Raw genomic sequence first — 24,356 nt, forward strand, 5'->3', positions numbered from 1 at the left:
AAAGATGGGGCTACATAGTAAATAATAAAGAATTAAAGGGTGAGCGCTATGTATCATGTTGAATTTCCTAAGTTCGGCTGGGAGTTTGATTTGTCGCCGACCGTTTTTAAAATCGGCAATTTTGAACTTCGTTGGTACGGCCTAATCATTGCATGCGGTTTTTTGCTGGCTTTTATTTATGCTTTATACAGCGCTAAGAAAATGCGTATTAATCAGGATAAGCTGATTAATTGTGTGATTTTTGGCTTAATTGGCGGCATTGTCGGCGCACGCTTGTATTATGTTATCTTTTATTCGGGTTCTACGTATCGAGATAATCCCTTGGCAATCTTCAATATTTTCGAAGGCGGACTGGGAATCTATGGTGGTATTATCGGCGCTCTGTTAGTTGGCGGCATTACTGCTAAAATCTGTAAGATGAAGGTATCCGCGGTTCTTGATATTGCTTCGCTTGGTTTTTTAATTGGCCAGTGTATTGGCCGCTGGGGAAATTTTGTAAACCAGGAGGCATTCGGCACTGCGACGGATCTGCCGTGGGGAATGACCAGCGAGGCAACCCAGAAGTTCACCAGCAGCCCGGTTCATCCTTGTTTCCTGTATGAGTCCCTTTGGTGCTTGCTTGGCTTTATCCTACTGCACTTTTTTACACGCAAATTACGCCGTTATGATGGGCAAACCTTTTTGCTTTATTTGATTTGGTACGGCGTGGGCCGCTTCTTTATTGAGGGACTGCGTACGGATAGTTTGCTGACCCCGTTTATCAATTTGCGTGTTTCTCAACTGGTAGCCGCGGTGACGGTTTTAGCCGCTGTCGTGCTCCTGATTGTTTTCCATAAGAAGACCAGCTTGACCGGATGCGGCTCTAAGAAGGTTATGGCCATGAATCAGCTGGTCGATGAAATTCCTGCCGAAGATGGCCCCAGCACGATTTTTGGTGATTTACCGCCGGTAGATGCAGAAGAGGCTCCCCAGGAAGAAAATGCGGCTTCAGCTTCAGAAGATTCTCACGCTGTGCCGGATTCCGGAGAAACAGAGGGGGAAGAAAGCGGCGCCGCAGAGGCCGCTGTGGCTGTGGAAGCTCCTGAGCGCTCCGTGGAAGACACTGAAGAGCCTTCCTCGGATGAAAATAAATGAGGTGGAATTATGGCAAAAATCATTGACGGAAAAAAGGTATCCGCTGCGGTTCGCGCTCAGGTTCGTGATGAGGTGGTTGAGTTGGTTAAGCGGGGTGTACAGCCTGGTTTGGCAGTAGTCATTGTCGGCAACGATCCGGCCTCCCGTACTTATGTCAATAATAAAAAAAAGGCCTGTGCAGATACTGGAATTTATTCAGAGGAATATGCGCTGCCGGAGACCACCACACAAGAAGAGCTACTGGCCCTCGTGGACCAGCTGAATCATAAAAAAGAGATTAATGGTATTTTGGTCCAGTCTCCACTGCCTCGCGGACTGGACGAGGAAGCGGTTGTGGAGGCGATTGCTCCTGAAAAGGATGTCGATGCATTTCACCCTGATAATGTCGGTAGAATCATGATCGGCAATTATCATTTTCTTCCCTGTACGCCTGCCGGTGTTATTGAGTTGCTTCAATCGGAGCAGATTGAAATTGCCGGCAAGAATTGTGTTGTCATCGGCCGCAGCAATATCGTTGGCAAACCGATGGCAATGCTCCTGTTACACCATAACGGCACAGTCACCATCTGTCATAGCCGCACAAAGGACCTGAAGGCTGTTTGCAGGCAGGCAGATATCCTGGTCTCGGCGGTGGGGAAGGCCGGTTTTGTGACGGCTGACATGGTAAAGCCCGGGGCTGCGGTTATTGATGTTGGAATGAACCGCAACAGTGAGGGGAAGCTCTGCGGGGATGTCGATTATGCTGCGGTTGAGAAGCTGGCGGGTTATATTACGCCGGTACCCGGCGGCGTTGGCCCCATGACGATTGCAATGCTGCTGCGGAATACGTTGACTGCTGCTAAATTACAGAATAACCAATGATTTCCAAGGACTTGTCCTTGAAAATAAAGCCGGGATTTAACATGAAACATATTTTAGATAATATTCATTCACCCGACGATCTTCAAAAGCTTTCGTTGGATGAATTAAATGTCTTGTGTGGGGAAATCCGTTCACAGATTATCAAAACAGTGTCGACGAACGGGGGGCATCTTTCCTCCAACCTGGGGGCGGTAGAGCTAACCGTTGCACTGCGGAGGGTTTTTCCCTCTATCGATGATAAGATTGTATGGGACGTTGGGCATCAGTCCTATACGCATAAAATTTTAACCGGGCGTCAAGACCGCCTGGCAACCATACGCAAAAAAGGAGGCCTGTGTGGCTATCCGAATCGGGAGGAGAGCCCCTACGATGCCTTTAATGCCGGTCATGCAAGCACTTCTATTTCGGCTGCTCTGGGCATTGCCCAGGCTAAAAAGCTGAAGGGTGAGGCCGGTAATGTGGTTGCTGTCATTGGCGACGGCGCTTTGACCGGGGGGCTGGCCTATGAGGGCCTGAATAATGCCGGGCGCTTTAGGGGAAAGCTCATTGTTGTTTTGAATGACAATACGATGTCGATTTCCAGAAATGTGGGGTCTATCGCCCGTTATCTGGCAACAATCCGGACAAATCCGGCTTACCGCAAGGTAAAAGGGGACGTGGAGTCTGTTTTAAGGAAAATCCCCGCTGTAGGCGAGCACCTGTACCGCGGTGCTTCTAAGGCCAAGAGTGCCTTTAAACATATGATTTACAATAATACGATTTTTGAGGATTTGGGTTTTTTATATTTTGGCCCCTTTGATGGGCACGATTTGGAAAATTTGCTGGACGTATTCACAAACGCCAAGGATATCGACCGCCCGGTTTTAATCCATCTTGTCACCTCAAAGGGAAAGGGCTATCATTTTGCGGAGGAAAATCCGGGAAGGTTTCATGGCATATCTAGCTTTGACATAAAGACCGGCAGTACTTCCCTTCAGGAAACTAATTTTTCTACGGTTTTCGGTTCTACACTCTGTAGCATAGCAGCGAAGGACCGCCGTGTTTGTGCGATAACCGCCGCCATGCAGCTTGGAACAAGTTTGTCGGATTTCGCTATTCATTACCCGGATCGCTTTTTTGATGTAGGGATTGCTGAGGAACATGCGGTGACCTTTGCGAGCGGATTGGCCGTGAGCGGGCTTATCCCTGTGTGTGCAATTTATTCTACCTTTTTGCAGAGGAGCTATGACCAGCTTATTCATGATGCAGCCCTGCAAAATGCCCATATGGTCCTGGCGATCGACCGAGGAGGAGTTGTCGGGAGCGACGGCGAGACGCATCAGGGGGTATTTGATGTTGCCTTTTTAAATACCATCCCGAATACAACTATTTACGCACCCTCCTATTACGAGGAGCTCTCAGCGGATTTGGCCTTGGCAGTTGACGCCAGTGAGGGGATTGTGGCGGTCCGTTACCCAAGGGGGAGCCAGCTTTTTAAACCTTTTGATTTTACCTGTAGCGGCCGCCCCTATGATGTTTACGGTTTACCCAATGCAGCGATTACAATCGTGACTTATGGCAGGCTGTTTTCATATGCCTGCCAAGCGTTGTTTTCTTTGCGTGAGAAGGGGCTGGCGGTCAGTATTATAAAATTAAACCGCATTAAACCCATTCCGGAAGAAGCACTAGCCCTTGCTGCACGGGCAGAGAAGCTGTTCTTTTTTGAAGAAGGCGTCGAACAGGGGGGCGTGGGTGAGCATTTTATTACAGCGCTTCAGAAGGGCCCGCATGTTCCCTGTTGTTATCTGCGCGGCATATGCGGGTTTGTAAAGCATGCATCGATGGAGGAGTCCCTGCGGGAGCTGGCGTTGGATCCGGCGGGCATGGAAAATTTGATTGAATCGGAGTGCGGGAAGTGGCAGTAAAAAAACGATTGGATTGTCTACTGGTAGAGCGGGGCCTCGTTCCCAGCCGCGAACAGGCAAAGATTGTGATTATGGAGGGGAAGGTCTATGTCGACCGCCAGAAATGTGATAAGCCTGGCACCTCGTTCCCCGAGGATGCCGCTGTTGAGGTTCGCGGAGAAACGCTGGCCTATGTCAGCCGCGGCGGGTTGAAGCTCGAAAAAGCGCTCCAATCCTTCCCAATAGATCTAAACGGGCGGACGGCTATGGATATTGGTGCATCAACCGGTGGCTTTACCGACTGTATGCTGAAAAATGGAGCGGCAAGGGTGTATGCGGTTGATGTCGGTTACGGGCAGCTCGCCTGGAAGCTACGCACGGACCAGCGTGTGGTGAATTTGGAGCGGACCAATATTCGTTACCTTACGCGTGAGCAGGTGCCGGAGGATGTCGACTTTTTCAGTGTGGACGTTGCCTTTATTTCGCTTCGATTGGTTTTACCCGTTGCCTGGAGCTTTTTGAAAACAGGCGGTGAAGCCGTCTGCCTGATTAAGCCGCAGTTTGAGGCCGGCAGGGAAAAGGTTGGTAAAAAGGGGGTAGTGCGGGATCCCGCGATACACCTGGAGGTTATAGAGCATATTCTGGCCTTTGCGGAGTCCGTCGGCTTCACCTTGCTGGGTTTGACTTATTCCCCAGTGAAAGGTCCTGAAGGAAATATTGAATACCTTCTCTACATGAGAAAACAAAAGGAGCCTTGTACAGCTCCGGCGCTGGCCTCGATAGAGGCTGCCGAAGTAGTAGCCGCGGCGCATCGATCCTTAAATGCTTAAAACGGTGGTGATTCTTGTTGAAAATAGCAGTTCTGCCAAATCTGACCAAAACGGACGCCGCCTTTCATACCACGCGCATTTTAAAAAAGCTGCTGGCTCTGGGGGCACAGCCATTGATGTTGGGAAAGGACCGCCCTTTATTTGGGGATCTGGCGCTTTACCATGAATCCTCTGCGGCACTTTTAACAGCATGCGATGTTGTCATTGCGGTTGGAGGAGATGGCACCATTATCCGTGCGGCAAAAGAGGCGATGCAGTTTGACCGTCCGGTACTCGGCATCAATGTTGGACGCTTGGGCTTTGTCGCCGGCCTGGAAACCGATGAACTGGACCGGCTGAAAAATTTGATTGAGGGTAAATTTATCCTCGATGAACGAATGGTTTTGAAGGCTGAATTGGACTGTGACGGGCTTCAGCGGCAATACTATGCGCTCAATGATGCAGTCATTGCCCGTGGAGCGCTTTCCAGAATCCTGGACTTAGAGGTTCTTTTCAACGAGACCATCGTCTGCGATTACCGCGCGGATGGCCTTATCCTTTCTACGCCGACAGGCTCTACGGCTTACTCCCTGTCCGCAGGGGGGCCGGTTATCGATCCCAGCATGAAATGCATCCTCCTGTCTCCGATCTGTCCCCATTCCTTAATGACTAGGACTGTGGTTTTTGGAGAGGCTTCCAAGCTGAAGGTCCGGGTAAATTCTTCAGGAAATGAATCGGAGGCATTCTTAACGATCGACGGTGAAATATCGATCTCTTTAAAGGATTTTAACAGCTATATCCATTTTGAAAAGGCCCCACAGACAGCAAAAATAATTAAGCTGAAAAACACCAATTTCTATGAAATTGTCAATAATAAACTGGCGGAAAGGAGAGCTTAAATGAAAAAACGACGCCATGCCAAAATTTTGGAATTGATCCGGCTTTATGAAATTGATACTCAAGAGGAATTGCTGCGCCGTCTGAAGGAGAGCGGCTTTGACGTCACACAAGCGACGGTCTCCAGAGACATTAAAGAGCTTCGGCTTGTGAAAACATTGACTACGAACGGGCAGTATAAGTACTATTCCGGAAAGGAAATGTCAAAGGATACCTCCTCAAAATTTTATTCTCTGATGACGGATAACGGGACTTCTGCGGCCCGTGCTTGCAATTTGGTTGTCATCAAAACGTTGACAGGAATGGCCCAGGCTGTTTGTGCCGCGATGGATTCCATGCATTGGAACGGTGTCGTCGGTACTTTAGCCGGGGATGATACGGTTCTGGTTATTACCGAAAGCGACGAATGCGCAGAACGGCTTACGGCCGAATTTAATAGGATAATCGGGTGATGCTATGCTGTCGGAGCTTTATATTGAAAACGTTGCCGTTATTGAAAAAGCAGAGATTCATTTTGTACCCGGCCTGAACGTACTCACGGGCGAAACAGGCGCAGGTAAATCTATTTTGCTCGATTCCATCAATGCCGTTATGGGGGAACGAATGTCCCGGGATTTAATCCGCACAGGGGCTCGTTCTTCTTTTGTCTGTGCGGCGTTTTCCGGATTAAACACACGGGTGTTGAAGAAGCTGGAGGCGTTGGGCTATAGCGCAGAGGAGGATGCCGTCCTGCTCCAGCGTGAAGTTTCACAGGAAGGAAAAAACTCCTGCAGGGTAAATGGCCGGCCGGCTACCCTGGCGGTTTTGCGTGAGCTTGCCGCCGGGCTTGTAAATATTCATGGGCAGCATGAAAGCTACGGCCTGCTCTCATCGGAATACCATATTCATTACATCGACCGCCTTGGCAACACCAAGGCGCTTTTGCAGGAGTATGCTGCCGCTTATCAGGAGATGTGCCGCCTGCAAAAGGAGCTGGGCTCCCTGCAGACGGACGAGGCACAAAAAGCACGCCAGGTAGATCTGCTGAATTATCAGATCAATGAGCTTGAAGAAGCCGGACTGAAAGCGGGCGAGCAGGAAGAGCTGGCAGAAAAAAAGGTGGTTTATTCAAACAGTGAAAAAATTGCTGCCGCGCTCTCTGCTATTCGTGTCCTTTTGGACGGCGACGAGGATCAAATCGGCGCGCTCTCTGCCGTACAGTCCGCTGCTTCAGAGGCGGACACTGCCGGAAGATATTTTTCTGAAATCCTTGCCCTTTCGGAGCAGCTTCACAACATTGAATACGAGCTGGAGGACTGTGCCGATACACTGCGGGGGCTGGAGGGAAGGATGGAATATGACCCGCAGGAATTGGAGCAAATAGAGGAGCGCCTGGATCAGCTATACCGGTTGGGCTTAAAATATGGCGGCAGTGAAGAAAATATGCTGGCCTATTTACAGCAGTGTCAGGAAGAGCTGCAGGCCATTGAATTTTCTGGGGAACGGGCACTTCAAATCAAGAAGGAGCTGGAGCAGTCGAGCCGTGTTGTTCGTGAGTTGGCGGACAAGCTCTCTGCTGAGCGCCGAAAGGTGGGAAAGGATTTTTCCACGCGGGTAAAAGAGGAGCTGCGTTTTTTAGACATGCCCAATGTCACCTTTTCTGTTGAGCAGCTTACCACGGATTTTTCACCTTTAGGGCAGGATAAAATTCAATTTTTGATATCGACCAACCCCGGCGAGCCTGAGAAACCGCTTTCCAAAATAGCCTCTGGAGGCGAGCTGTCCCGTATTATGCTGGCCATTAAAACCGTACTGGCCGGCAGCGACGCCATTGGCACGCTGATTTTTGATGAGATCGACACGGGAATCAGCGGCAGTGCCGCACAAAAGGTAGGGGAGAAGCTGAAAGAGGTTTCCAGTACGCGTCAGGTTATTTGCGTCACGCATTCCGCACAGATTGCCGCATATGCAGACGGGCATTTCTTTATTCGTAAGCAGGTGCAAAAGGGAAGAACTTTTACAAATGTGCAGCCGCTGGATTTTAATGAGCGCGTACAGGAGCTGGCACGAATTATGGGCGGGGAAACCGTCAGCGAACTCATGCTGAAAAATGCGGAAGAAATGCTTTTGCAACGGATAGGGTCTTGACAAATAGATCTTTTGGGTTATAATAACAAGTAATAGCCTTGAAGGGAAGAAGTACACAGAACTGGTCAAGCAAGAGAGTCTGTGGCTGGTGCGAACAGATTTGAGCAGCTGTGGAAATACATCTCGGAGCTGCGGCGTTGAAATGGTAGTAGGTGCCGCCGGGTACACCCGTTATTGTGTTAGGGTATCGTTAGTTGTACCCGTGAGGCCATAGCTGTGAGGCTGTGGTAAATTGAGGTGGTACCGCGGTTATTCCGCCCTCTGTTTCACAAACAGGGGGCGTTTTTTTGTCCCCCTGAATAAACTCACGCATTTATTGCGAAAATGGAGGTTTTAAAATGGGCGTTTTCGATGAACTGCAATCAAGAGGCTTGATTGCCCAAATGACCAACGAGGAAAAAATCAGGGATTTGCTCAACAATGAAAAAATCACTTTTTATGTAGGTTTTGACCCTACGGCGGATAGCCTGCATGTAGGCCATTTTGTACAAATTATGGTGATGGCCCATATGCAGCGGGCCGGGCATACGCCAATAGCCCTGTTTGGCGGTGGCACGGGTATGATCGGCGACCCCTCCGGAAAATCGGATATGCGCCGGATGATGTCCAAGGAAGAGATTCAGCATAATATTGAATGCTTCCAAAAGCAAATGTCCCGCTTAATTGATTTCAGCGATGGAAAAGCCTTGATGGCAAATAATGGGGACTGGCTGCTGGACTTGAATTATATTGATTTTCTGCGGGAGGTGGGCGTTCATTTCTCTGTAAACAGAATGCTTTCCTTCGAGTGCTATAAGCAGCGCCTGGAAAGAGGGCTGTCGTTCTTTGAGCTTAATTACATGCTTATGCAGAGCTACGATTTTCTGGAGCTGAACCGCCGCCATAGCTGTGTACTGGAAATGGGTGGAGACGACCAGTGGAGCAATATTATTGGCGGCGTAGAGCTGGTGCGTAAAAAAGAGGGCAAGGACGTGTACGGCATGACCTTTACGCTGCTGACCACCAGTGAAGGTAAAAAGATGGGCAAAACGGAGAAAGGCGCCGTATGGCTGGACCCAGAGAAGACCTCGCCGTTTGAATTTTACCAGTACTGGCGTAATGTGGATGATGCCGATGTTATTCGCTGCATGAAAATATTGACCTTCCTGCCTGTAGATGTTATCAATGAATATGCACAGCTTGAGGGGGGCGAGCTTAATAAAGCTAAGGAGGTCCTAGCTTTTGAAGTGACAAAGCTGATTCATGGAGAGCCGGCAGCTGTTAAAGCACAGGAGGCAGCAAGGTCGCTCTTTGGATCGGGCGGTAATTCTGAAAATGTACCAACCGCCGCTGTTGACCGGGCTTTATTTGCTGACGGTAAAGCATTGGCGCTAGATGTTTTCCTTGCAGCCAAGCTTATTCCGAGCAAGTCAGAGGGCAGGCGCTTGATTGAACAGGGCGGCATTGCGGTCGATGATATTAAATTAAATTCGCCTCAGGATGAAATTCTGGAGTCCGCTTTTGAAAAGGGCTATATCATGGCAAAAAAAGGGAAAAAGGTACATCTGAAAATTGAACTTGCTTAAGAACCAATAGAAAATCCCCATTTAATCACGGAATCACATGCGGGTTCCTGATTGAATGGGGATTTTATCTTATTTTACGGCTGGAAGAATCTTATTTTTTTACCGGAAGCCAGGTCTTATAGAAGCAACCTGAGGCGCCTAAATGGTAAAAATCATTCAAGACAACCCCGTTATCTATGTTTAGGCGGATGCTGCCGTCAGCTTGACGTATCGGTTTAGCAGCATCAATCGATGCGTTTGAAAGCGTCGGCGGATTTTCAAAGTCAACGCGCGGGTTTAAGGACTGATCAAGACCATATAGGATAGGCCCTTTATAGATGCTTGTTTTACCGGCGAAATCCTCCTGTCCAGCTAAATAATGCGCAGTAAAATCAAGTGTTAAAAACAAATCATCCCCCTCCTTTAAATCCGTCAGCAAGTAGTACCCGCCCTTTTCCGGTGAATCTGTGCGGCCATGGTAATCCAGAGTGGTTTTCTCTGACCAGGAAGGGATGCGCAGCAGCACATTTTTCGGCATGGCGCCGGAAAAATGAATGTGTATCGTATTATCAGCTGGGTAATCACCGGTAATTTGAATACGCAGACCGCTTTTCAGCAGAACCGTGCAGGCTTCGTAGTAGTTAATATAAAGGCTGTCCATCTCTTCCATAAAGGCCCATTGTGAGAGCATACCCACACCTCTCGGCGCGTTGACGGAGCAGCAGTTCAGCTCCGGAGAACCGGGACGGCACTGGAAGCCGATGGAGTGGTAGTTTGCGCATTTTGTGCCATCCATTGGGGTGTTATAAGTGGACCAGCGGCCGGTGGGGGAAAATGAGCCCATAACCGCGTTGTAGAGAGAGATTTCCAGAAAATCGGCAATGAAGGGATCTTTTAGTAATGGTAGAAGCTGTGCAGCAAAGGCATTGAAGGCGATGACACAGCAAACCTCAATATTTCCGTTCTTAAATGGGGTACCCAAGGCCCCTTCCTCGGTAGAAAACGCACCGGTATTATGAACATCTGTTTTTAAAATGCTATAGAGGATTTGGCGGGCGGCATCGAGATATATCCGGTCCCCCGTACACTCATATAGGGCGGCAATACCCATGATGATATGAAGGCTCTCCCAGCGCGGCTTTGGTCCCTGGTAATATTCCAGTCCCTCCTGCGCACAGCGAATATAGTCGCCGGCGCCGGGAATCGTCAGATCATTCGTAATTTTCAGCGCAAAATCCAGATATTTCTGTTCGTGCGTCCGCTGGTACAGCAGTGCAAAAATATGGAGCGGGGCCATGTTCATTTCAGCATAAATGACACCCATAGAGGATAAGGTTCTGCCGTCCTCCCGGTAAAACGTCCTGATAAAGCGCTCCGCAATTTCAAGAACCGCCTGAAAATAACAAGCCTGATGTGTCTCATCATACCAAAGGCACAGCCCGTACATGATGTGGTAATGCGCCCAGGCATCCCAGGTCTGTCCGGTTTCACCGGGCGAGCCGGAATAGGAACCCGTCAGCCGGCAGTCCTTTTGAAAGCACCCCAGGTAACCGTCGTCCAAATAGCTCAGCAGCTCTGCAATAAAGCCCTGCACATACTGATATAGGCCGGAATCGCCGGTAAGCTGGTAGACGTAGTATGCGCTTGTCAGATATTTACCCGCAAATTCACCGGACCACGGCAGTAAATCACGATAGGGCTTCAGTTCACGGTCTCGGAACATATCTAAAATGGCGGGGTTGCTTTCGCGAATGCCCAGCAGCCAATTGCGAACAATATTTTGCGCCAGTTTTCCCGTCTCATTTTGTAAATTCCACTGCTTAATCTCCGCGGTTTTCATCAATAAATCCTCTCCCTGTTCTATTGAACTATTTACTAGCGCAATAGTATCAAATCACCCGAAAAAAAGCAAGTGGAAAATCAATTTTTTAGCCGGATAAAAATCTGTTTGACAAAGCGGTGGGCGAATGCTATCATCATGATAAGGTTGGGAGGAGTGAGGCTATGTTTGCAGAATTTTTGGCAAAAAATCCACTGGAAAAGTGCACTATCCTTGCAAAAGAAACGTTTCACCCGTTTGTGCGCCCGGACGAACAGCCCTTGCCCAATGTCATTGGAAATGAATTTTCAAAAATTGCGGTTCAACAAGCTGAATATTGCTTGGGCCACCACTGGGAGGAGTTGCCCGCAACCCTGTATATGGAATTTGTCCGCAATGGAGACCGCTCTCGTTTTGAGGATCATTATTTCCGGCGCAGAAATGCTCTGTTTGCCCTTTTGAAGGGAGAAATTATTGAAAATAAAGGCCGCTTTATTGACGATATTATCAACGGTGTTTGGGCTATTTGCGAGGAGAGTTCCTGGGTAGTACCCGCCCATAATAATGTTCAGGAAAAGGAATGGTTGGATGCGCTCTCTATCCCGGAGAAGCTTCCCTATATTGATCTATTCGCAGCTGAAACAGCAGCGCTGCTCGCGTGGGTCTATTACTTCCTGAAAGGGCCCTTGGACCGCCAGAGCCAAGCGGTTTGCAGGCGGATCGAGACAGAAGTCAAGCATCGTATTCTGGACCCTTACCTATATGCATATGATTTTCACTGGATGCAAATAACCAACAAAGATGGGATTGTAAACAACTGGAATCCATGGATCCATTCCAATTGCCTGGCAACGGTTTTTATCCTGGAACCGGATATGCTGCGCCGCAGAAAAGCTGTTCAGCGTGCGCTGCTCAGCCTGGATCGTTTTATGGACACCTATGGCGAGGACGGCTGCTGTGAGGAGGGGCCCTCTTATTGGAATGCCGCTGGCGGCGCTTTGTTTGACGCCCTTGAGCTGCTGCATCACGCGTCAGGCGGCTGCCTGAACTTTTTTCAGGAAGAAAAAATAAAGAAGATGGGCGCTTATTATTATAAGGTTTATTTGGGCGGCGATTATTACGTGAATTTCTCCGATGCCCCGCCTGTAATTGGAAAGGAGAACGCCGACCTGATCTTCCGCTGGGGAACAAGATGCGGGGATCCGGAGTTTCAGCAGTTTGGCCTGTGGTTATTTCAGCAGGCTGAAAAAACTTCCTTCTTTCAAAATGAATTTGTAAATTTGATTAACCGCCCGGTTTTCTCGTTTAGGCGCTTAAAAACGCTGTTCGATGCGCAGCTGCTTTCCGCATATAGCGAAGCTTCTCCACCCATACGCCGCACGGCCTGGTTCCCAGATAAAGAGGTAGTAGTGGCCTGTACGGCGCAGGACGCGCCCGCGTCTCTGATTTTGGCGGCTAAGGGCGGTTATAATGAGGAAAGCCATAATCATAATGATATTGGTACATTTTTGCTCTACCGGGACGGCTCCCCGGTGATTGTCGATATTGGCTCCGCAACGTACTGTGCAAAGACCTTCAGTGCCAAGCGTTATGAGATGTTCAATAACAGCTCCGCTTACCATTGCTGCCCGGTGATTGATAGGATTCCGCAGCAGGCGGGTATGGAATACCGTGCCCGCCAAGTCTGCTTCCAGGAGGACGACGGCCAAATCCAGTTCAGCCTGGATATTGCCGCAGCTTATCCTTCCGTTGCACAGCTAGCCGTTTGGCGGCGTACGTTTTTATTGAAAAAATGGGAGCCTATGCTGACGGTAACAGAGCATTACGAACTTGAGGGCCGGCGGCATAACTTGCAGCTGCCGCTGATAACCATTGCCGAGCCGGAGCAGTTAACGGAGGGGAGCGTACGGCTAGGGCTTCCACAAGCTTCCATGTGCCTTCAGTTTGACCCGCAAAAGTTATCTGTAACTTGGGAAAAGCTGCAGATGTCAGACCCCTCTGTGGAAGAAACCGGTTGGAAAGCCTATGGTTTGTGGCGTGTTTTATTGAGTATTACTGAAGAGGACTCTATTGGAGACGTTTCATATCAATTCGTTGTTTGAACGAACTAAAAAGGAGGAAAAGGGCATGGAAAATTTCATTCCCTTTGGCGCACAGTATTACCGGGCGCCGACCCCGGACCGGACGGACTGGGAAAGAGACCTGAAAAACTTTGCTGCGCAAGGGTTTAATACCATTAAAATCTGGGCGCAGTGGCGCTGGAATAACCCGTCTGAAGAGGCCTATGATTTCAGCGATCTGGATGTGCTGATGGATTTAGCCCAGGAAAACAAATTAAAGGTGGTTATTAATACTATTTTTGATGTAGCACCGGCCTGGTTCTACCAAAAATATCCGGAAAGTCTCATGATTACGGCAGATGGCCGGGCCGTTCAGCCTCAGGCTACCGCTTACCGGCAAATTGGCGGCGCGCCTGGCCCCTGTTACCACCACGAAGCGGGAATTGAGGCGCGCAAAAGCTTTCTGGTTAAAACGGTTGAGCATTTTAAGAACCACCCCGCGCTATATGTATGGGATTTGTGGAATGAGCCTGAATTAACTTGCGGAATTTACCGGGAGCCTATTCAGGCAGACATGGTTTGCTACTGCGACCGGTGTGCCGGAAAATTCAAAAACTGGCTGCGGCGGAAATACGGCGATATTACCGCCCTGAACAGGCATTGGGGGAGAAATTATCAGGATTTTGAGCAGGTTGAACTTCCGCGAAGTGGAGCGGTATTTGCGGACATGATTGATTGGCGCGTTTTCTTTTCTCAGGTGCTGAATAACGAGCTGAAAATGCGTGCCCAAGCAGCTAAAAGTGTGGATACGTTGCATCCGGTGATGGTTCATACAGTTCCCATTTTCCTAAATGCCGTCAATGCGTGCAACAATGATTTTGAATTGGCACAATATGTGGATTTGTTTGGAAACAGCGCTCGTAATGACCCGTTTCCGGCGGCAATGTCGCGCTGCTGCGCTGCGGGGAAAAATGCTTGGAGCGCTGAGATTCATGCTATTGGCGGGGATACTTTCGGCCGGCCAAATTTTCCATCATTTGAAGAGATGAAAAGCTATATCTTGGCTGCGTACGCTCAGGGGCTGAAGGGGTTCCTCTATTGGCAATATCGTGCGGAAACATTGGGGCGTGAAGCGCCGGCCTGGGGGCTGACCACTATTGGCGGACAGCAAACCCCTTGGCTGGAAAGCGCCCGGAAAATATGCCGTGTCCTTCAGGAAAACGCAGTACTTTTGAATCCAGCTAAGCCGGTCCCCGCACGGATCGCCGTTGTAAATGGCTTTAAAAATCAGATTTTTAACTGGTGCGCATCCGACAAAGTAGACCTCTATGTAAATTCCGTCATGGGTTTGTTCCATGCGGCATATGATGCCGGGTATAATGTCGATGTTGTGGAGCCGGGCATGATGACAATGGAGGCCATGAAACAATACCAGGTAGTTTTGCTGCCGTTTCCATATTATATTGAGGAAAAAACAGCACTGCTTTTAAAGCAGTGGGTGGCCGAGGGCGGCATGCTGATTTCAGAAGCCTTATTTGGCTCGGTGAACGGGGATCTCGTGCGGCATGTACCATCGGTTCCCGGATTTGGCTTTGATGAAGTCTTCGGTGCAACAGAGGGAACGGTTTATACGGCCTCTTCCTTTAAAAATGCCTACGATACCGCTTGGAGTGCTGCTGCCGGCGAGCAAATGATTTCCATTGACCTTGAGACGGAAACCGGCGGTACGCTGCCTGGTTACTATTTCTGTGAGGAATTAAACGCGATTGAGGATCAGGTACTCGGCCATTTTGTCAACGGAGCTGCTGCTATTGTCGATAACTGGTATGGGGCAGGCCGCGCCATATGGCTTGGCACGCTGATCGGCGCCAGCTATCACCTGAAGCATCAAGCGGAAATCAGGGATTTTCTAGCGGATCTGCTTGCTCAATCTGGCGTACAAAAGGTGATAGAGGCTGACCAGCCGGAAATCAGAGCGGACATTCTCACGGATGAAAATGGGGGAAAGATAGCCCTGGTTCTACAAAATCGATCCAGTGTGGAAAAAACGGTCCGTTTGACCTCTGCTTTGTTCAATGGAAAAATCTCCTGCACAGATTTATTTACCCAGGCGGTGTACCCTATTGCCAGTGGTTGTTTAAAATTAACGCTGCCGGCAAACAGTAACCAGCTGTATCAAATCCACTAACCTACAAAAATGTAGCTGTTTATCAGAGTAGTGGTTTTCCTTGTTTTTTAAGAAGTTGGCTCCAAATATACGAAAAGGCGTATGGTTTCATCAAACAGAACCATACGCCTTTTTTCTGGCATATCTGAAATATAAAATTAACGATAGTTTCGGCTGATGAAAGGAATTTCATCTATGCCATCCCGCTCGTTGAGATACAGGGCAAGAACAAAAAAGTAACCCGATAGCAGGTTTGCAAAGTCAAACAGCAATGGCTCAACCGGGTTTCCGGACTGCGCATAGCGGTATAGCATCCGTACCAGCACCTTGCCGTCCGTACGCAGTACATGTGCGATGCAACCGGCCGTGGAGCCCTGCGGTAACACAAACAATTTGCAGCGTCCTTGCGTTTCCAACTTAAGCCGGTCTACACAGTCTTTCAGCCACTGGACTTCGTCCGCTGTAACAGTCATATGCGTGCGCAGGGTAGGATTTGCGTGATAGATCAATTCATCCACCTTTAAGAGCTCTGAACGAAGTATTTCGTCCCGGATTATCGAACGCAACAGGCCCGTTTCACTGGAGATCCGATCAGTTAAGATCTCAAAATCACAGCGGAAATCCTCTGAAGGGTCTGCCAAAAAAGGATAGGCCTCATAGGGGCTTCGGTATATTTTTTCATTCATGGTTTGATTTCCTCCCATTGTTGCAAAGATGTTTTCATAAAACCAGCGACATCCATATCATAGACTTTTTCCAGAAAGGCAGCGGAAAGAAATTCTTGAGCACTGCCGCTTCCCACTACTAGGCCGCCGCGTAAAAAAAGCAAGTCGTTTGAGAGGCGAAGCGCCAAATTGAGGTCATGGAGAACGCCAATTACCGTATGCCCGTCCTCACTGGACCAGTTGCGCAGATAATCAATCAGCTCTACCTGATGCTTTAAATCCAGGTGGTTGGTTGGCTCATCAAGCAGAATAATCTGAGGCTGCTGTGCCAATGTCCTTGCAAGGAAAACCCGTTGCAGTTGGCCTCCCGAAAGCGTATCAATCTGGCGGTTCCGCAAGTCAATGAGTCCGGTTGCCTCTAAGCAGTGCTCGACGTATTCCTTGTCGGCGGCGGACGGTGTGGTTAAAAGGCCGCGTTTCATCTGCTGATAGCGCCCAAGCATAACTGTTTCCCAAACCGAATAGGAAAAATAAATCCCGGAAATCTGGCTCATTACTGCGATGCGGGCAGCAATGTCCCGGCGCTTCATCTGGCGGATGTCTTGACCATCAAGCCGAATCTCCCCCTGAGAGGGCAAAATACCAACAATTGCCTTTAAAAGCGTAGTTTTTCCGCAGCCATTAGGGCCTAAAATACAGAGATTATGCCCATCAGGAACAGAAAAGGACACATCATGCAGCACTTCATTGCCATCATAACCCACAGATAGCTGAGAAATCTCCAACAATACTGCATTCTCCTTTCTGTGTTGTATTTTTTATCCTTCCGCAGCCTTTTTTCTTTTTTTCTTGAAGTAAACATAAGCAAAGAACGGTGCACCAACCAGAGCGGTGACCGCACCCACAGGCAACTCCGAAGGAGCGGCAATTGTACGGGCAATCAGATCGGCAAGCGCCATAAAGGAACCGCCGAACAGTGCCGACATTGGAATTACGAGCCGGTGGGCGGAACCGAAGAAACGCCGTACCACATGAGGGGCAATTAGATCAATGAAACCAATAACACCTGCGAAGGCCACCGAAGCACCGGTCAAAACTGCAGACAGGCCAATTAAAATCCATTTGGTTTGTTTTAAATTGACACCCATGGTCAACGCCTGCTCTTCTCCAAAGGTGAGGATATCCATTTCCCTGGAAAAGGCCATTAAAACTAGGATTGCCAAGATCATAACCGGAACGGCTACACCGAGCTGAGACCAGTCACTGCCAGAAAAGCTGCCCATTTGCCAGACAATCAATTGCTGCATGTGTTCTCGATAAATATAGGTCAGCAGGGTCAGGATGGCATTGACAAACAACGACAACACCATACCTACCAAAATAACCGTTTGATTTTCCATATGCCGGTCCAGACGGGAGGCGAATGCCATGGCAAGAAATACGGTCAGCAGTCCAAAGACAGTTCCAGCCAGAGGAAGGGAGAACAGGCCGAGTGCAGGAATGGAGATGCCGAATAAAATAATGAAAGCTGCCCCCAACGAGGCACCGGAGGAAACACCTAACGTATAGGAGGACGCGAGTGGATTTTTCAGTACGGATTGCATTACTGTTCCGCTGACAGCCAGCGCTGCACCTACAAAAAAGGCAAATAAAGCACGAGGTAGGCGTACATTCCAAAGAATCGACACAAGAATGCCGTCAATTTCCGGCGATAGGGGCAGGCCCAAAAGCTTGTTGCCCAGGATTTGCAGAATAACTGACGGAGAAATAACGATACTGCCGACACCAATCGCCGCTGTAAGCGCAGCGATGGATAAAATCATTGTAAAAACAATCTTATAAACTGTTTTCATTTTGCATAAGCTGCGTATTCTTCCGGATATACGGCAACAGCCATTTGAATTAATGCGTCCACTACATGGTGGTTCGGAAGAGAGCTTGCCGCATTATCAATCTGGAAGATTTGATCGTTCTTTACTGCGTTGACTTCGCTCCAACCCTCTGCAGCCTTGGCTTCACCGACCGGGTCCGCAGTATAATTGACATTAGTCAAAATTACATCCGGATTTGCAGCAATGGCAGATTCCTCAGACACTGCAACCCAGCTTTCTTGGTCAGCTAAAACGTTTTCTGCGCCAATGACCTCCAACATCTCATGCAGGAAAGTACCCTTGCCGAAGCTGTAAATACTCGGCGAAGGAGCAATTTCAAATAAAACGGTTTTCTTGTTGGTAATGGTCTTACCAATTTCAGAGATCTCATCAATGGTTGTCTGCATATCCGCGTTAATCTTGCGGACTTCCTCCGATTTACCAACACAGTCGCCAATAAATTGATTATCCAGCTGAACCCCTTCGAGGCTGGTGCTGGAGGGGATATCCACTACACAGATGCCAGCATCACGAACGCTTTTGAGCGGGTCTGTCCCACCGACATAGCTGATGCCAGAAACAAAGACAATATCCGGCTTCAAAGCAATTAAGGCTTCGGCATCAATATTCATCATATCAAACTGCGGCAGTCCTTCCTTCAGCTGATTGCTGTACATGGGCGACTGGGTGTCGATGCCGACAATCTTATCGGCCACACCAAGATCTGAGAGTAATTGTGTGACAGAAGGAGCAAGGGAAACAACAGTATTTACCTTTTCAGGAACAATAATATCGTTGCCAGCTCGATCCTTAGTCGGCAGCTGAGCAGCCGTGGATGCTCCCGAGGAGGCTTCTGTGGTAGTGGAGGAGGGGGAGGAAGCAGAGGAAGAGTCATCACCAGGCGAGCAAGCTGCAAGAGAGAGCAGCATGGCCACAGCCGTTAAGGTTGCCATAAATTTTTTCATCATATCCATTAATCTCCTTTGATTTTACTGGCATCAGGCAACAAAAAACCGTATTATGTTGCCATAATACGGGGGTGCGAATAACCACTGTTATTCCATAACAGAAGCCTTTCGAACCTTCTTAAATCCCGAAGAAGATGTCATTCGAACGTCTTCGGGCCGGTCTTCTGACTTTGAAACCGTAATAGCTGTTTTTTGCCTTCCCAGGAACCCCCAGTGGCCGTGCTCTTTCTAATGAAATTAAAAAGAGGACGAACATAAACAGCAGTTTCTTACAGCAGCGTGGCTCTGTTGGGGATTTGCACCCCATTCCCAGCGGCTTAGAGGCCGCATACCCGAAGCCAGTATTAAATTCATAATGAAAGTAACATAAAATAAAGAGCTTGTCAAGGAATCGGTAACAGGTTTGGTATTTTTTCAAATTATTCTAAAATTTTTCCATAAAATAAGTTTGAGACGCCAAAATAAGGCGGTAAGGCTAATTAATCCTGTTTTTTAACATTTGTTCGCCCTGTCCGCTGTTTAACATGAGAGAGAGGATTCTTCAATGCGGCATCCTCCATCTGCTGGCTGGATAAGTGGGTATAGATTTCGGTAGTGCCGAGATTCTCATGGCCTAAAATATCCTTAAGTACTCGAATATCCACATGCCCATGCTGGTACATCAAGGTAGCGGCCGTGTGGCGCAGCTTATGTACAGAATAACCCTGACCGCCTAAATCGATTTCATTCAAATATTTTTTTACAATATACTGAACCGTTTTCGGGCTGATCCGTTTTTTCTGTTTGCTGATGAAAAGTGCTTTTCTGTCTTGAAGTCCGTCTTTGGGGCGAACAGTCAAATAACGCTGAATTGCGGATACACAGGACTCGTTTAAGTAGACAATCCGTTCTTTATTGCCCTTACCGACAATGCGAAGGGTCTTGTTGCTGTTATGGACATCGCTGATATTCAGGCCCACCAGCTCCGAGAGGCGCAAGCCGCAATTGAGAAAAAGGGTAAGAATACAATAATCTCGTTCGGCGGTAGGGCCTTCTACTTTGGACAATAGTTCGAGCGATTGTTCCAGGGTTAGATATTTCGGCAACGCCTTCTTATTTTTAGGAGTCTCCAGTTCTTCAATGGGATTAACCTCCAGCTTATTGACCTTATTGGTCAGATACTTAAAAAAAGTCCGTAAGCTGGAGACTTTGCGGGAACGGGACGCGGCCTTATTTTGCCTATCCGTCCGCAAAAAGTTCATGTACTCATATACTTTTGTCAGTGTAATGGTTCGAATTAATTCAATGTTCACATCGCTAATTGTAATATCCTGAAATTCTGTTTGTTCAGAAACCAGATGTTCGCTTTGTTTGATATAACGAAAAAAAGTTCTCAGGTCTAAATAGTATTCTTCAACTGTATGCTCGGATTTACCCTTAACTGTTTCCATATATCCCAGAAACTCCTTAAGAATTTGTGGAGCTTCATCATAGATTGAGGTTCTCATGGTAGTAGCAACTCCGATCCCTTCCCTTAATTATACAAAATATTCATTTTGTATAATTAAGTATATCATAAGATTTCTTAAAAAGCAATGCCCCTATCCTCTTTTCTTTTCAGAGCCATAACATTTTTAAATCAAAAATAAAAAGCCGCCAATAAAAAATTTGGGCAGCTTTTGCTATTTTGTTTATTCCATGCGCAGCGCATCAACCGGCGCCAATTTTGAGGCCTTATAAGCCGGATAAACACCAAAAACAATCCCCGTTACAAGTGAGAACACCACTGAGGGCAGAATAGTTTTGCTGTTTAATGGGAATGTAATTTCCATTAAAGTAGCCCCGGAGGCTGAGATTGCATAACCCAGGAGTAAACCGGTCAAACAACCAATGAGAGAAATTAGAACGGCTTCGAACAAAAATTCAACCATGATGGACGAACGGCTGGCGCCAATGGCCTTTTTGATGCCAATCTCTCTTGTGCGTTCATTAACAGACACCAGCATGACGGTCATAATGCTTAAACTGGCGACCAACAAGGAAATGGCGCCTACCGCAGTAAGAATTAATGTGATAATCTCAAGCATATTAGAGAGATCATCGCGCTGCTTTGCCAGATTATTGGCGGCAAAGGCATTCTGTACACTGTTATATTGCTCCAAAGAAGCTACAATTTGCTTCCCGGCTTCTTCCAAGTCGGAACCTTCTTTTACCTTGACAACAATCTGGTCAAAGCTTTCCCGTCCAAGTGAGCGTTGAAAGGTTGTATAGGGCACATAAATAAATGTAGGAATATAGTTCCCCATAAAATTTTGTAAAAGCCCGCTGCCCGTCTTAATAATGCCGATAACCTCAAATTCCTCCAGCGTACCATTACAGGAAATTTGTATTTTTTTGCCGATGATATTATTTCTGCCGTATGCATTTTTTGCAAATGATTCATCGACTAAACAAACATTCGAATAAGAGCGGATGTCTTGCTGGTTCACCATCCGGCCGTGTAAAACTTTTAATGAAACAATTTCACGTGCTGATGGCTCTATACCCCAAACAAGGGCCTGCGTAGCCAAACGAGCTGTCGAAACCTCTGTGCTTTGTACAATGACCGGGGTGGCCTGTTCGATCTCCTGCAAAGTGCGAACCGCCTCCAAATCATCCGCCCCCAGCTGAACATTGGTTGCTTCCGGTAAAACGCTGACGGATAACCCATTCAATCCCAGTGAGTCCAGCTCCGCACTGACCGCCTCTGTTCCGAATTGGCTGATATTTCCGATAATAATGACCGATGAAACCCCGATGGAAACGCCCAGCACGGTTAAAAGGGTGCGAAAACGTTTGCGCCCCAAATTATGAAAGGCCGACTTAAGCAGATCAAGCATGGGAATCCTCCTCTGCAGAGGAATTTTTTACCCAGGCTCCTTCCTCTATGCCGGTAGGGTCATGAATGACCTCTTCCCCATGCTCCAGGCCTGAAAGAACAGCCACGCCGTTTTCAAATTCATCTCCAGTAGTGATGCTATGCTTAACGGCACGGTTATTTTCGATGGTCAGCACATATTCCGTACCGTCTTCCTCGGCCTGAATTGCCTCATAGGGCAAAATAACGACATGCTCCTTTTCCGCGGTGGTAATTTTGGCTTTAGCGGTAAAACCGGGTTTAATTTCGTCAGCAGGATTTTCAAGCGAGACCAATACCTCAACAATTGTATCCACACCTGAAGAAGAAGTCTTCTGCTTTGCTTGGTCGGAAATACGCTGAACTGTTCCGTAATAGGTGTTTTTAAAGCCGGATCCGGTAATTGTGGCCCGCTGCCCAACCTGTACATCCTGTATCTGTGTTTCGGGGACAGCAAGCCGTACCTGCATGTCCTCATTTTCTACAATGACAAACGAAGCCTGGGTTAAGTCCGTATGTTCCCCTTCCTTTAAGGAAACGGCAACCAGCCTGCCGCTTACCGGGGCTCGGATCTCTTCTGCTGCCTCCAGCTTCTTTTGAGCTCCACTACTGCTTTGAGAACTGGAGGAGGATAAAAATTTCTCATAGGCTCCATAGTCAGCATAGCTATCAGTGGATAAAGAGGTAGAGATCGGCGTTACCTTGGCCAATAGTTGGCCTTGCTGAACTTCTTCCCCCACAGCAACATAAATATGCTTAACCACCGCAAGCGAGTCGCTGTAAATATTCCTGGAAGAGACCCATTCGATGGTTCCTGTACAGGAAACGGAGTTTTCAGCTGTGATGCTTTCTGGCTTTACAAGCGAGACTGAAACCACCGAGCTCTCTGAAAATTTACCAATACAGAATATGCCAATAATTAAAATCAATGTAAAGAATATTAGCATCACATATTTTTCATTTTAATTCCCTCCATCCTATGGCTTTTAGTCTTTGATGCGGATGAGGTTTTATGAATTGAAAAACAAAAAAATTATGGAAATTGTATGCATAAAAATGAGCCGGCGACCTAAAATAAGCACTGAGGTGAACGAAAATGAGCATTATTCAATGTGATGAGGACTGCATCTATCAGAAGGACGGCTATTGCCAGCTGGAGTTGCCCTCGGCAATTACCAACTATACTGGAGATGGCTGTGTCCACTGCATTCGTGTAGTTCCTAAAGATCAATATGAAGCCGCCCGTTTTATCAGGGCCACTGACGCTCCTACGACTCAGCCAGCGCCTCAAACGCCTCCCGCACCGTATTGACGCCGATCAGTTCGATTTCACAGTCGCTCACCGGCCGCTTTTTTAGACAGTTGGCGGGTAGAATACAGCGGCGAAATCCTAGGCGCTGCGCTTCGCTGATACGCGCCTGGACATGGCTGGTCATGCGCAGCTCTCCTGCCAGACCGATTTCGCCGAATACAAGGGCATCTTCCTTAATGGGAACATCCTTTAAGCTGGAGATCAGCGCCATGGCGACAGCAAGATCTACCGCGGGTTCATCAAGCCGTAAGCCGCCTACAACGTTTACATAGGTGTCCAGGTTTGAAAAATAAAACCCCGCCCTCTTTTCCAGCACGGCAAGCAGTAAATTCATCCGGTTATAATCAAAGCCAGTTGCCATACGGCGCGGGTTGCCAAACCCGCTGGTCGTCGCCAGTCCCTGGATCTCGGCAAGAATGGGGCGTGTTCCCTCCATAACGCAGGTGACACAGGTACCTGAGACATGCACAGGCCTTCCCGAAAGCATAGCCATGGAGGGGTTGTCCACCTGTTGAAGGCCGTTTTCCCCCATGTCAAATACGCCAATTTCATTGGTGGAGCCAAAACGGTTCTTTACCGCCCGCAAAATGCGGTAGGTCATTTGACGGTCACCCTCGAAATACAGCACAGCATCGACAATATGTTCCAGCACCTTAGGCCCTGCAATGGCGCCATCCTTGTTGACATGCCCGACCAGAATCGCGGGAATTTCAAAGGATTTTGCTACATGCATAATCGCATTTGTGCATTCCCGTACCTGCGTAACGCTGCCTGGTGAAGAGGACAGCTCGGTATAATTCATGGTTTGAATGGAGTCGATCATAACAATATCGGGTTTTTCGGTGCGGATATGTTCAATTACAGCTTGAATATCGGTTTCTGTCAGAATATACAGGTTTTCACTGTGAACGCCCAAGCGTGCGGCGCGCAATTTAATCTGCCGGCCGGACTCCTCGCCGGATACATAAAGAATCTTCAGGCTGCGGCCTAAGTATTCGCAGATTTGTAACAGAATGGTCGACTTGCCAATACCGGGGTCTCCGCTAATAATCGTCAATGACCCTTTTACAATCCCACCGCCCAATACACGGTCAAGCTCTGAAAACCCAGTGTGGTAACGAATTTCTTCGTCGGTACTGATTTCATTAATTGCCACAGCTTTTGCCCTGTTCTCAGCATTCCTGACAGGCGCAGAAAATTTGCTCGGCGCCGCCTGAATTTCTTCAGTCAGGGTGTTCCATTGACCGCAGCCAGGGCATTTCCCATACCATTTAGGCGATTCGAAACCGCACTCCGAACAAATATAAATATTTTTTGCTTTAGAAGCCAATCTTTTTCACATCCATTATTTTGATTTTTTTAAG

20 protein-coding genes, 1 riboswitch and 1 other annotated feature are annotated in these 24,356 nt (G+C 48.1%); of the genes, 11 read left to right on the forward strand and 9 right to left on the reverse strand.

Going from position 1 to position 24,356, the window contains the following annotated elements; genetic code table 11:
- The first annotated feature begins 48 nt into the window (after nucleotides 1-48).
- The 8 genes from lgt to tyrS all read left to right on the forward strand — a co-directional run bounded on the left by lgt (nucleotide 49) and on the right by tyrS (nucleotide 9,276).
- The gene (gene lgt / locus DPQ25_RS09000) at nucleotides 49-1,134 is read left to right on the forward strand and encodes a prolipoprotein diacylglyceryl transferase (protein ID WP_242978272.1); all 1,086 of its coding nucleotides are present in this window, start codon (nucleotides 49-51) and stop codon (nucleotides 1,132-1,134) included.
- 9 nt (nucleotides 1,135-1,143) lie between these two features.
- Nucleotides 1,144-1,995 carry a bifunctional methylenetetrahydrofolate dehydrogenase/methenyltetrahydrofolate cyclohydrolase FolD gene (gene folD, locus DPQ25_RS09005; protein WP_112332839.1) on the forward strand — a complete coding sequence of 284 codons (852 nt, stop codon included), beginning with the start codon at nucleotides 1,144-1,146 and terminating at the stop codon, nucleotides 1,993-1,995.
- A gap of 41 nt (nucleotides 1,996-2,036) precedes the next feature.
- Nucleotides 2,037-3,899 (forward strand): 1-deoxy-D-xylulose-5-phosphate synthase, encoded by a 1,863-nt coding sequence (gene dxs, locus DPQ25_RS09010; RefSeq protein ID WP_112332928.1) that lies wholly within the window; start codon nucleotides 2,037-2,039, stop codon nucleotides 3,897-3,899.
- Complete coding sequence (locus DPQ25_RS09015) at nucleotides 3,890-4,708, forward strand: TlyA family RNA methyltransferase (protein WP_112332840.1); 819 nt, start codon at nucleotides 3,890-3,892, stop codon at nucleotides 4,706-4,708. Before dxs ends, DPQ25_RS09015 begins: the two co-directional genes overlap by 10 nt.
- Nucleotides 4,709-4,725: 17 nt before the next feature.
- Nucleotides 4,726-5,586, forward strand: coding sequence for an NAD(+)/NADH kinase (locus DPQ25_RS09020; RefSeq protein WP_112332841.1), 861 nt, complete (start codon nucleotides 4,726-4,728; stop codon nucleotides 5,584-5,586).
- Nucleotides 5,587-6,036 (forward strand): arginine repressor, encoded by a 450-nt coding sequence (gene argR, locus DPQ25_RS09025; RefSeq protein ID WP_112332842.1) that lies wholly within the window; start codon nucleotides 5,587-5,589, stop codon nucleotides 6,034-6,036.
- A gap of 4 nt (nucleotides 6,037-6,040) precedes the next feature.
- Nucleotides 6,041-7,711, forward strand: a complete 1,671-nt coding sequence (recN, locus tag DPQ25_RS09030) for a DNA repair protein RecN (RefSeq protein ID WP_112332843.1) — start codon at nucleotides 6,041-6,043, stop codon at nucleotides 7,709-7,711.
- A gap of 29 nt (nucleotides 7,712-7,740) precedes the next feature.
- Nucleotides 7,741-7,976, forward strand: a binding site (T-box leader).
- 73 nt (nucleotides 7,977-8,049) lie between these two features.
- Nucleotides 8,050-9,276, forward strand: coding sequence for a tyrosine--tRNA ligase (gene tyrS, locus DPQ25_RS09035; protein ID WP_112332844.1), 1,227 nt, complete (start codon nucleotides 8,050-8,052; stop codon nucleotides 9,274-9,276).
- A gap of 91 nt (nucleotides 9,277-9,367) precedes the next feature.
- Here the strand turns inward: tyrS and DPQ25_RS09040 are convergent, their stop codons facing one another.
- Complete coding sequence (locus tag DPQ25_RS09040) at nucleotides 9,368-11,095, reverse strand: beta-L-arabinofuranosidase domain-containing protein (RefSeq protein ID WP_112332845.1); 1,728 nt, start codon at nucleotides 11,093-11,095, stop codon at nucleotides 9,368-9,370.
- Nucleotides 11,096-11,259: 164 nt separating this feature from the next.
- Here DPQ25_RS09040 and DPQ25_RS09045 point away from each other — a divergent pair, with 164 nt between their 5' ends.
- Both DPQ25_RS09045 and DPQ25_RS09050 read left to right on the forward strand, forming a co-directional pair.
- A complete protein-coding gene (locus tag DPQ25_RS09045) occupies nucleotides 11,260-13,176 on the forward strand; it encodes a heparinase II/III domain-containing protein (protein ID WP_112332846.1) in 1,917 nt (638 codons plus the stop codon).
- A 25-nt stretch (nucleotides 13,177-13,201) separates the two neighbouring features.
- Nucleotides 13,202-15,322 (forward strand): beta-galactosidase, encoded by a 2,121-nt coding sequence (locus tag DPQ25_RS09050; protein WP_112332847.1) that lies wholly within the window; start codon nucleotides 13,202-13,204, stop codon nucleotides 15,320-15,322.
- Nucleotides 15,323-15,459: 137 nt separating this feature from the next.
- On the opposite strand, the gene DPQ25_RS09055 is transcribed toward DPQ25_RS09050, so the two are convergent.
- From DPQ25_RS09055 to DPQ25_RS09085, 7 genes are all read right to left on the reverse strand, one after another.
- Nucleotides 15,460-15,987 (reverse strand): ATP--cob(I)alamin adenosyltransferase, encoded by a 528-nt coding sequence (locus tag DPQ25_RS09055; protein ID WP_177576963.1) that lies wholly within the window; start codon nucleotides 15,985-15,987, stop codon nucleotides 15,460-15,462.
- Complete coding sequence (locus DPQ25_RS09060) at nucleotides 15,984-16,754, reverse strand: ABC transporter ATP-binding protein (RefSeq protein ID WP_112332849.1); 771 nt, start codon at nucleotides 16,752-16,754, stop codon at nucleotides 15,984-15,986. Before DPQ25_RS09060 ends, DPQ25_RS09055 begins: the two co-directional genes overlap by 4 nt.
- 30 nt (nucleotides 16,755-16,784) lie before the next feature.
- Entirely contained in the window at nucleotides 16,785-17,819 is a 1,035-nt protein-coding gene (locus tag DPQ25_RS09065) for a FecCD family ABC transporter permease (RefSeq protein ID WP_112332850.1), read from the reverse strand.
- Nucleotides 17,816-18,805 carry an ABC transporter substrate-binding protein gene (locus DPQ25_RS09070; RefSeq protein ID WP_242978273.1) on the reverse strand — a complete coding sequence of 330 codons (990 nt, stop codon included), beginning with the start codon at nucleotides 18,803-18,805 and terminating at the stop codon, nucleotides 17,816-17,818. The genes DPQ25_RS09065 and DPQ25_RS09070 overlap by 4 nt, the downstream gene beginning before the upstream one ends.
- Before the next feature lie 137 nt (nucleotides 18,806-18,942).
- A riboswitch (cobalamin riboswitch) is annotated at nucleotides 18,943-19,156 on the reverse strand.
- A 128-nt stretch (nucleotides 19,157-19,284) separates the two neighbouring features.
- Nucleotides 19,285-20,292 (reverse strand): tyrosine recombinase XerC, encoded by a 1,008-nt coding sequence (locus DPQ25_RS09075; protein WP_112332851.1) that lies wholly within the window; start codon nucleotides 20,290-20,292, stop codon nucleotides 19,285-19,287.
- A gap of 183 nt (nucleotides 20,293-20,475) precedes the next feature.
- Nucleotides 20,476-21,663, reverse strand: coding sequence for an ABC transporter permease (locus DPQ25_RS09080; protein ID WP_112332852.1), 1,188 nt, complete (start codon nucleotides 21,661-21,663; stop codon nucleotides 20,476-20,478).
- Entirely contained in the window at nucleotides 21,656-22,627 is a 972-nt protein-coding gene (locus DPQ25_RS09085) for an efflux RND transporter periplasmic adaptor subunit (RefSeq protein WP_112332853.1), read from the reverse strand. The genes DPQ25_RS09080 and DPQ25_RS09085 overlap by 8 nt, the downstream gene beginning before the upstream one ends.
- A 149-nt stretch (nucleotides 22,628-22,776) precedes the next feature.
- Between DPQ25_RS09085 and DPQ25_RS14525 the strand changes: the two genes are divergently transcribed.
- The gene (locus DPQ25_RS14525) at nucleotides 22,777-22,992 is read left to right on the forward strand and encodes a hypothetical protein (RefSeq protein ID WP_146740543.1); all 216 of its coding nucleotides are present in this window, start codon (nucleotides 22,777-22,779) and stop codon (nucleotides 22,990-22,992) included.
- Here DPQ25_RS14525 and radA read toward each other — a convergent pair.
- On the reverse strand, nucleotides 22,949-24,322 hold the full coding sequence (radA, locus tag DPQ25_RS09090; protein ID WP_112332854.1) for a DNA repair protein RadA: 1,374 nt from the start codon (nucleotides 24,320-24,322) through the stop codon (nucleotides 22,949-22,951). The two genes, DPQ25_RS14525 and radA, sit on opposite strands and share 44 nt — an antisense overlap.
- Nucleotides 24,323-24,356: the final 34 nt, after the last annotated feature.

The sequence above is a fragment of the Hydrogeniiclostridium mannosilyticum genome, assembly GCF_003268275.1.
In the GTDB taxonomy this organism is placed as follows: domain Bacteria; phylum Bacillota; class Clostridia; order Oscillospirales; family Acutalibacteraceae; genus Hydrogeniiclostridium; species Hydrogeniiclostridium mannosilyticum.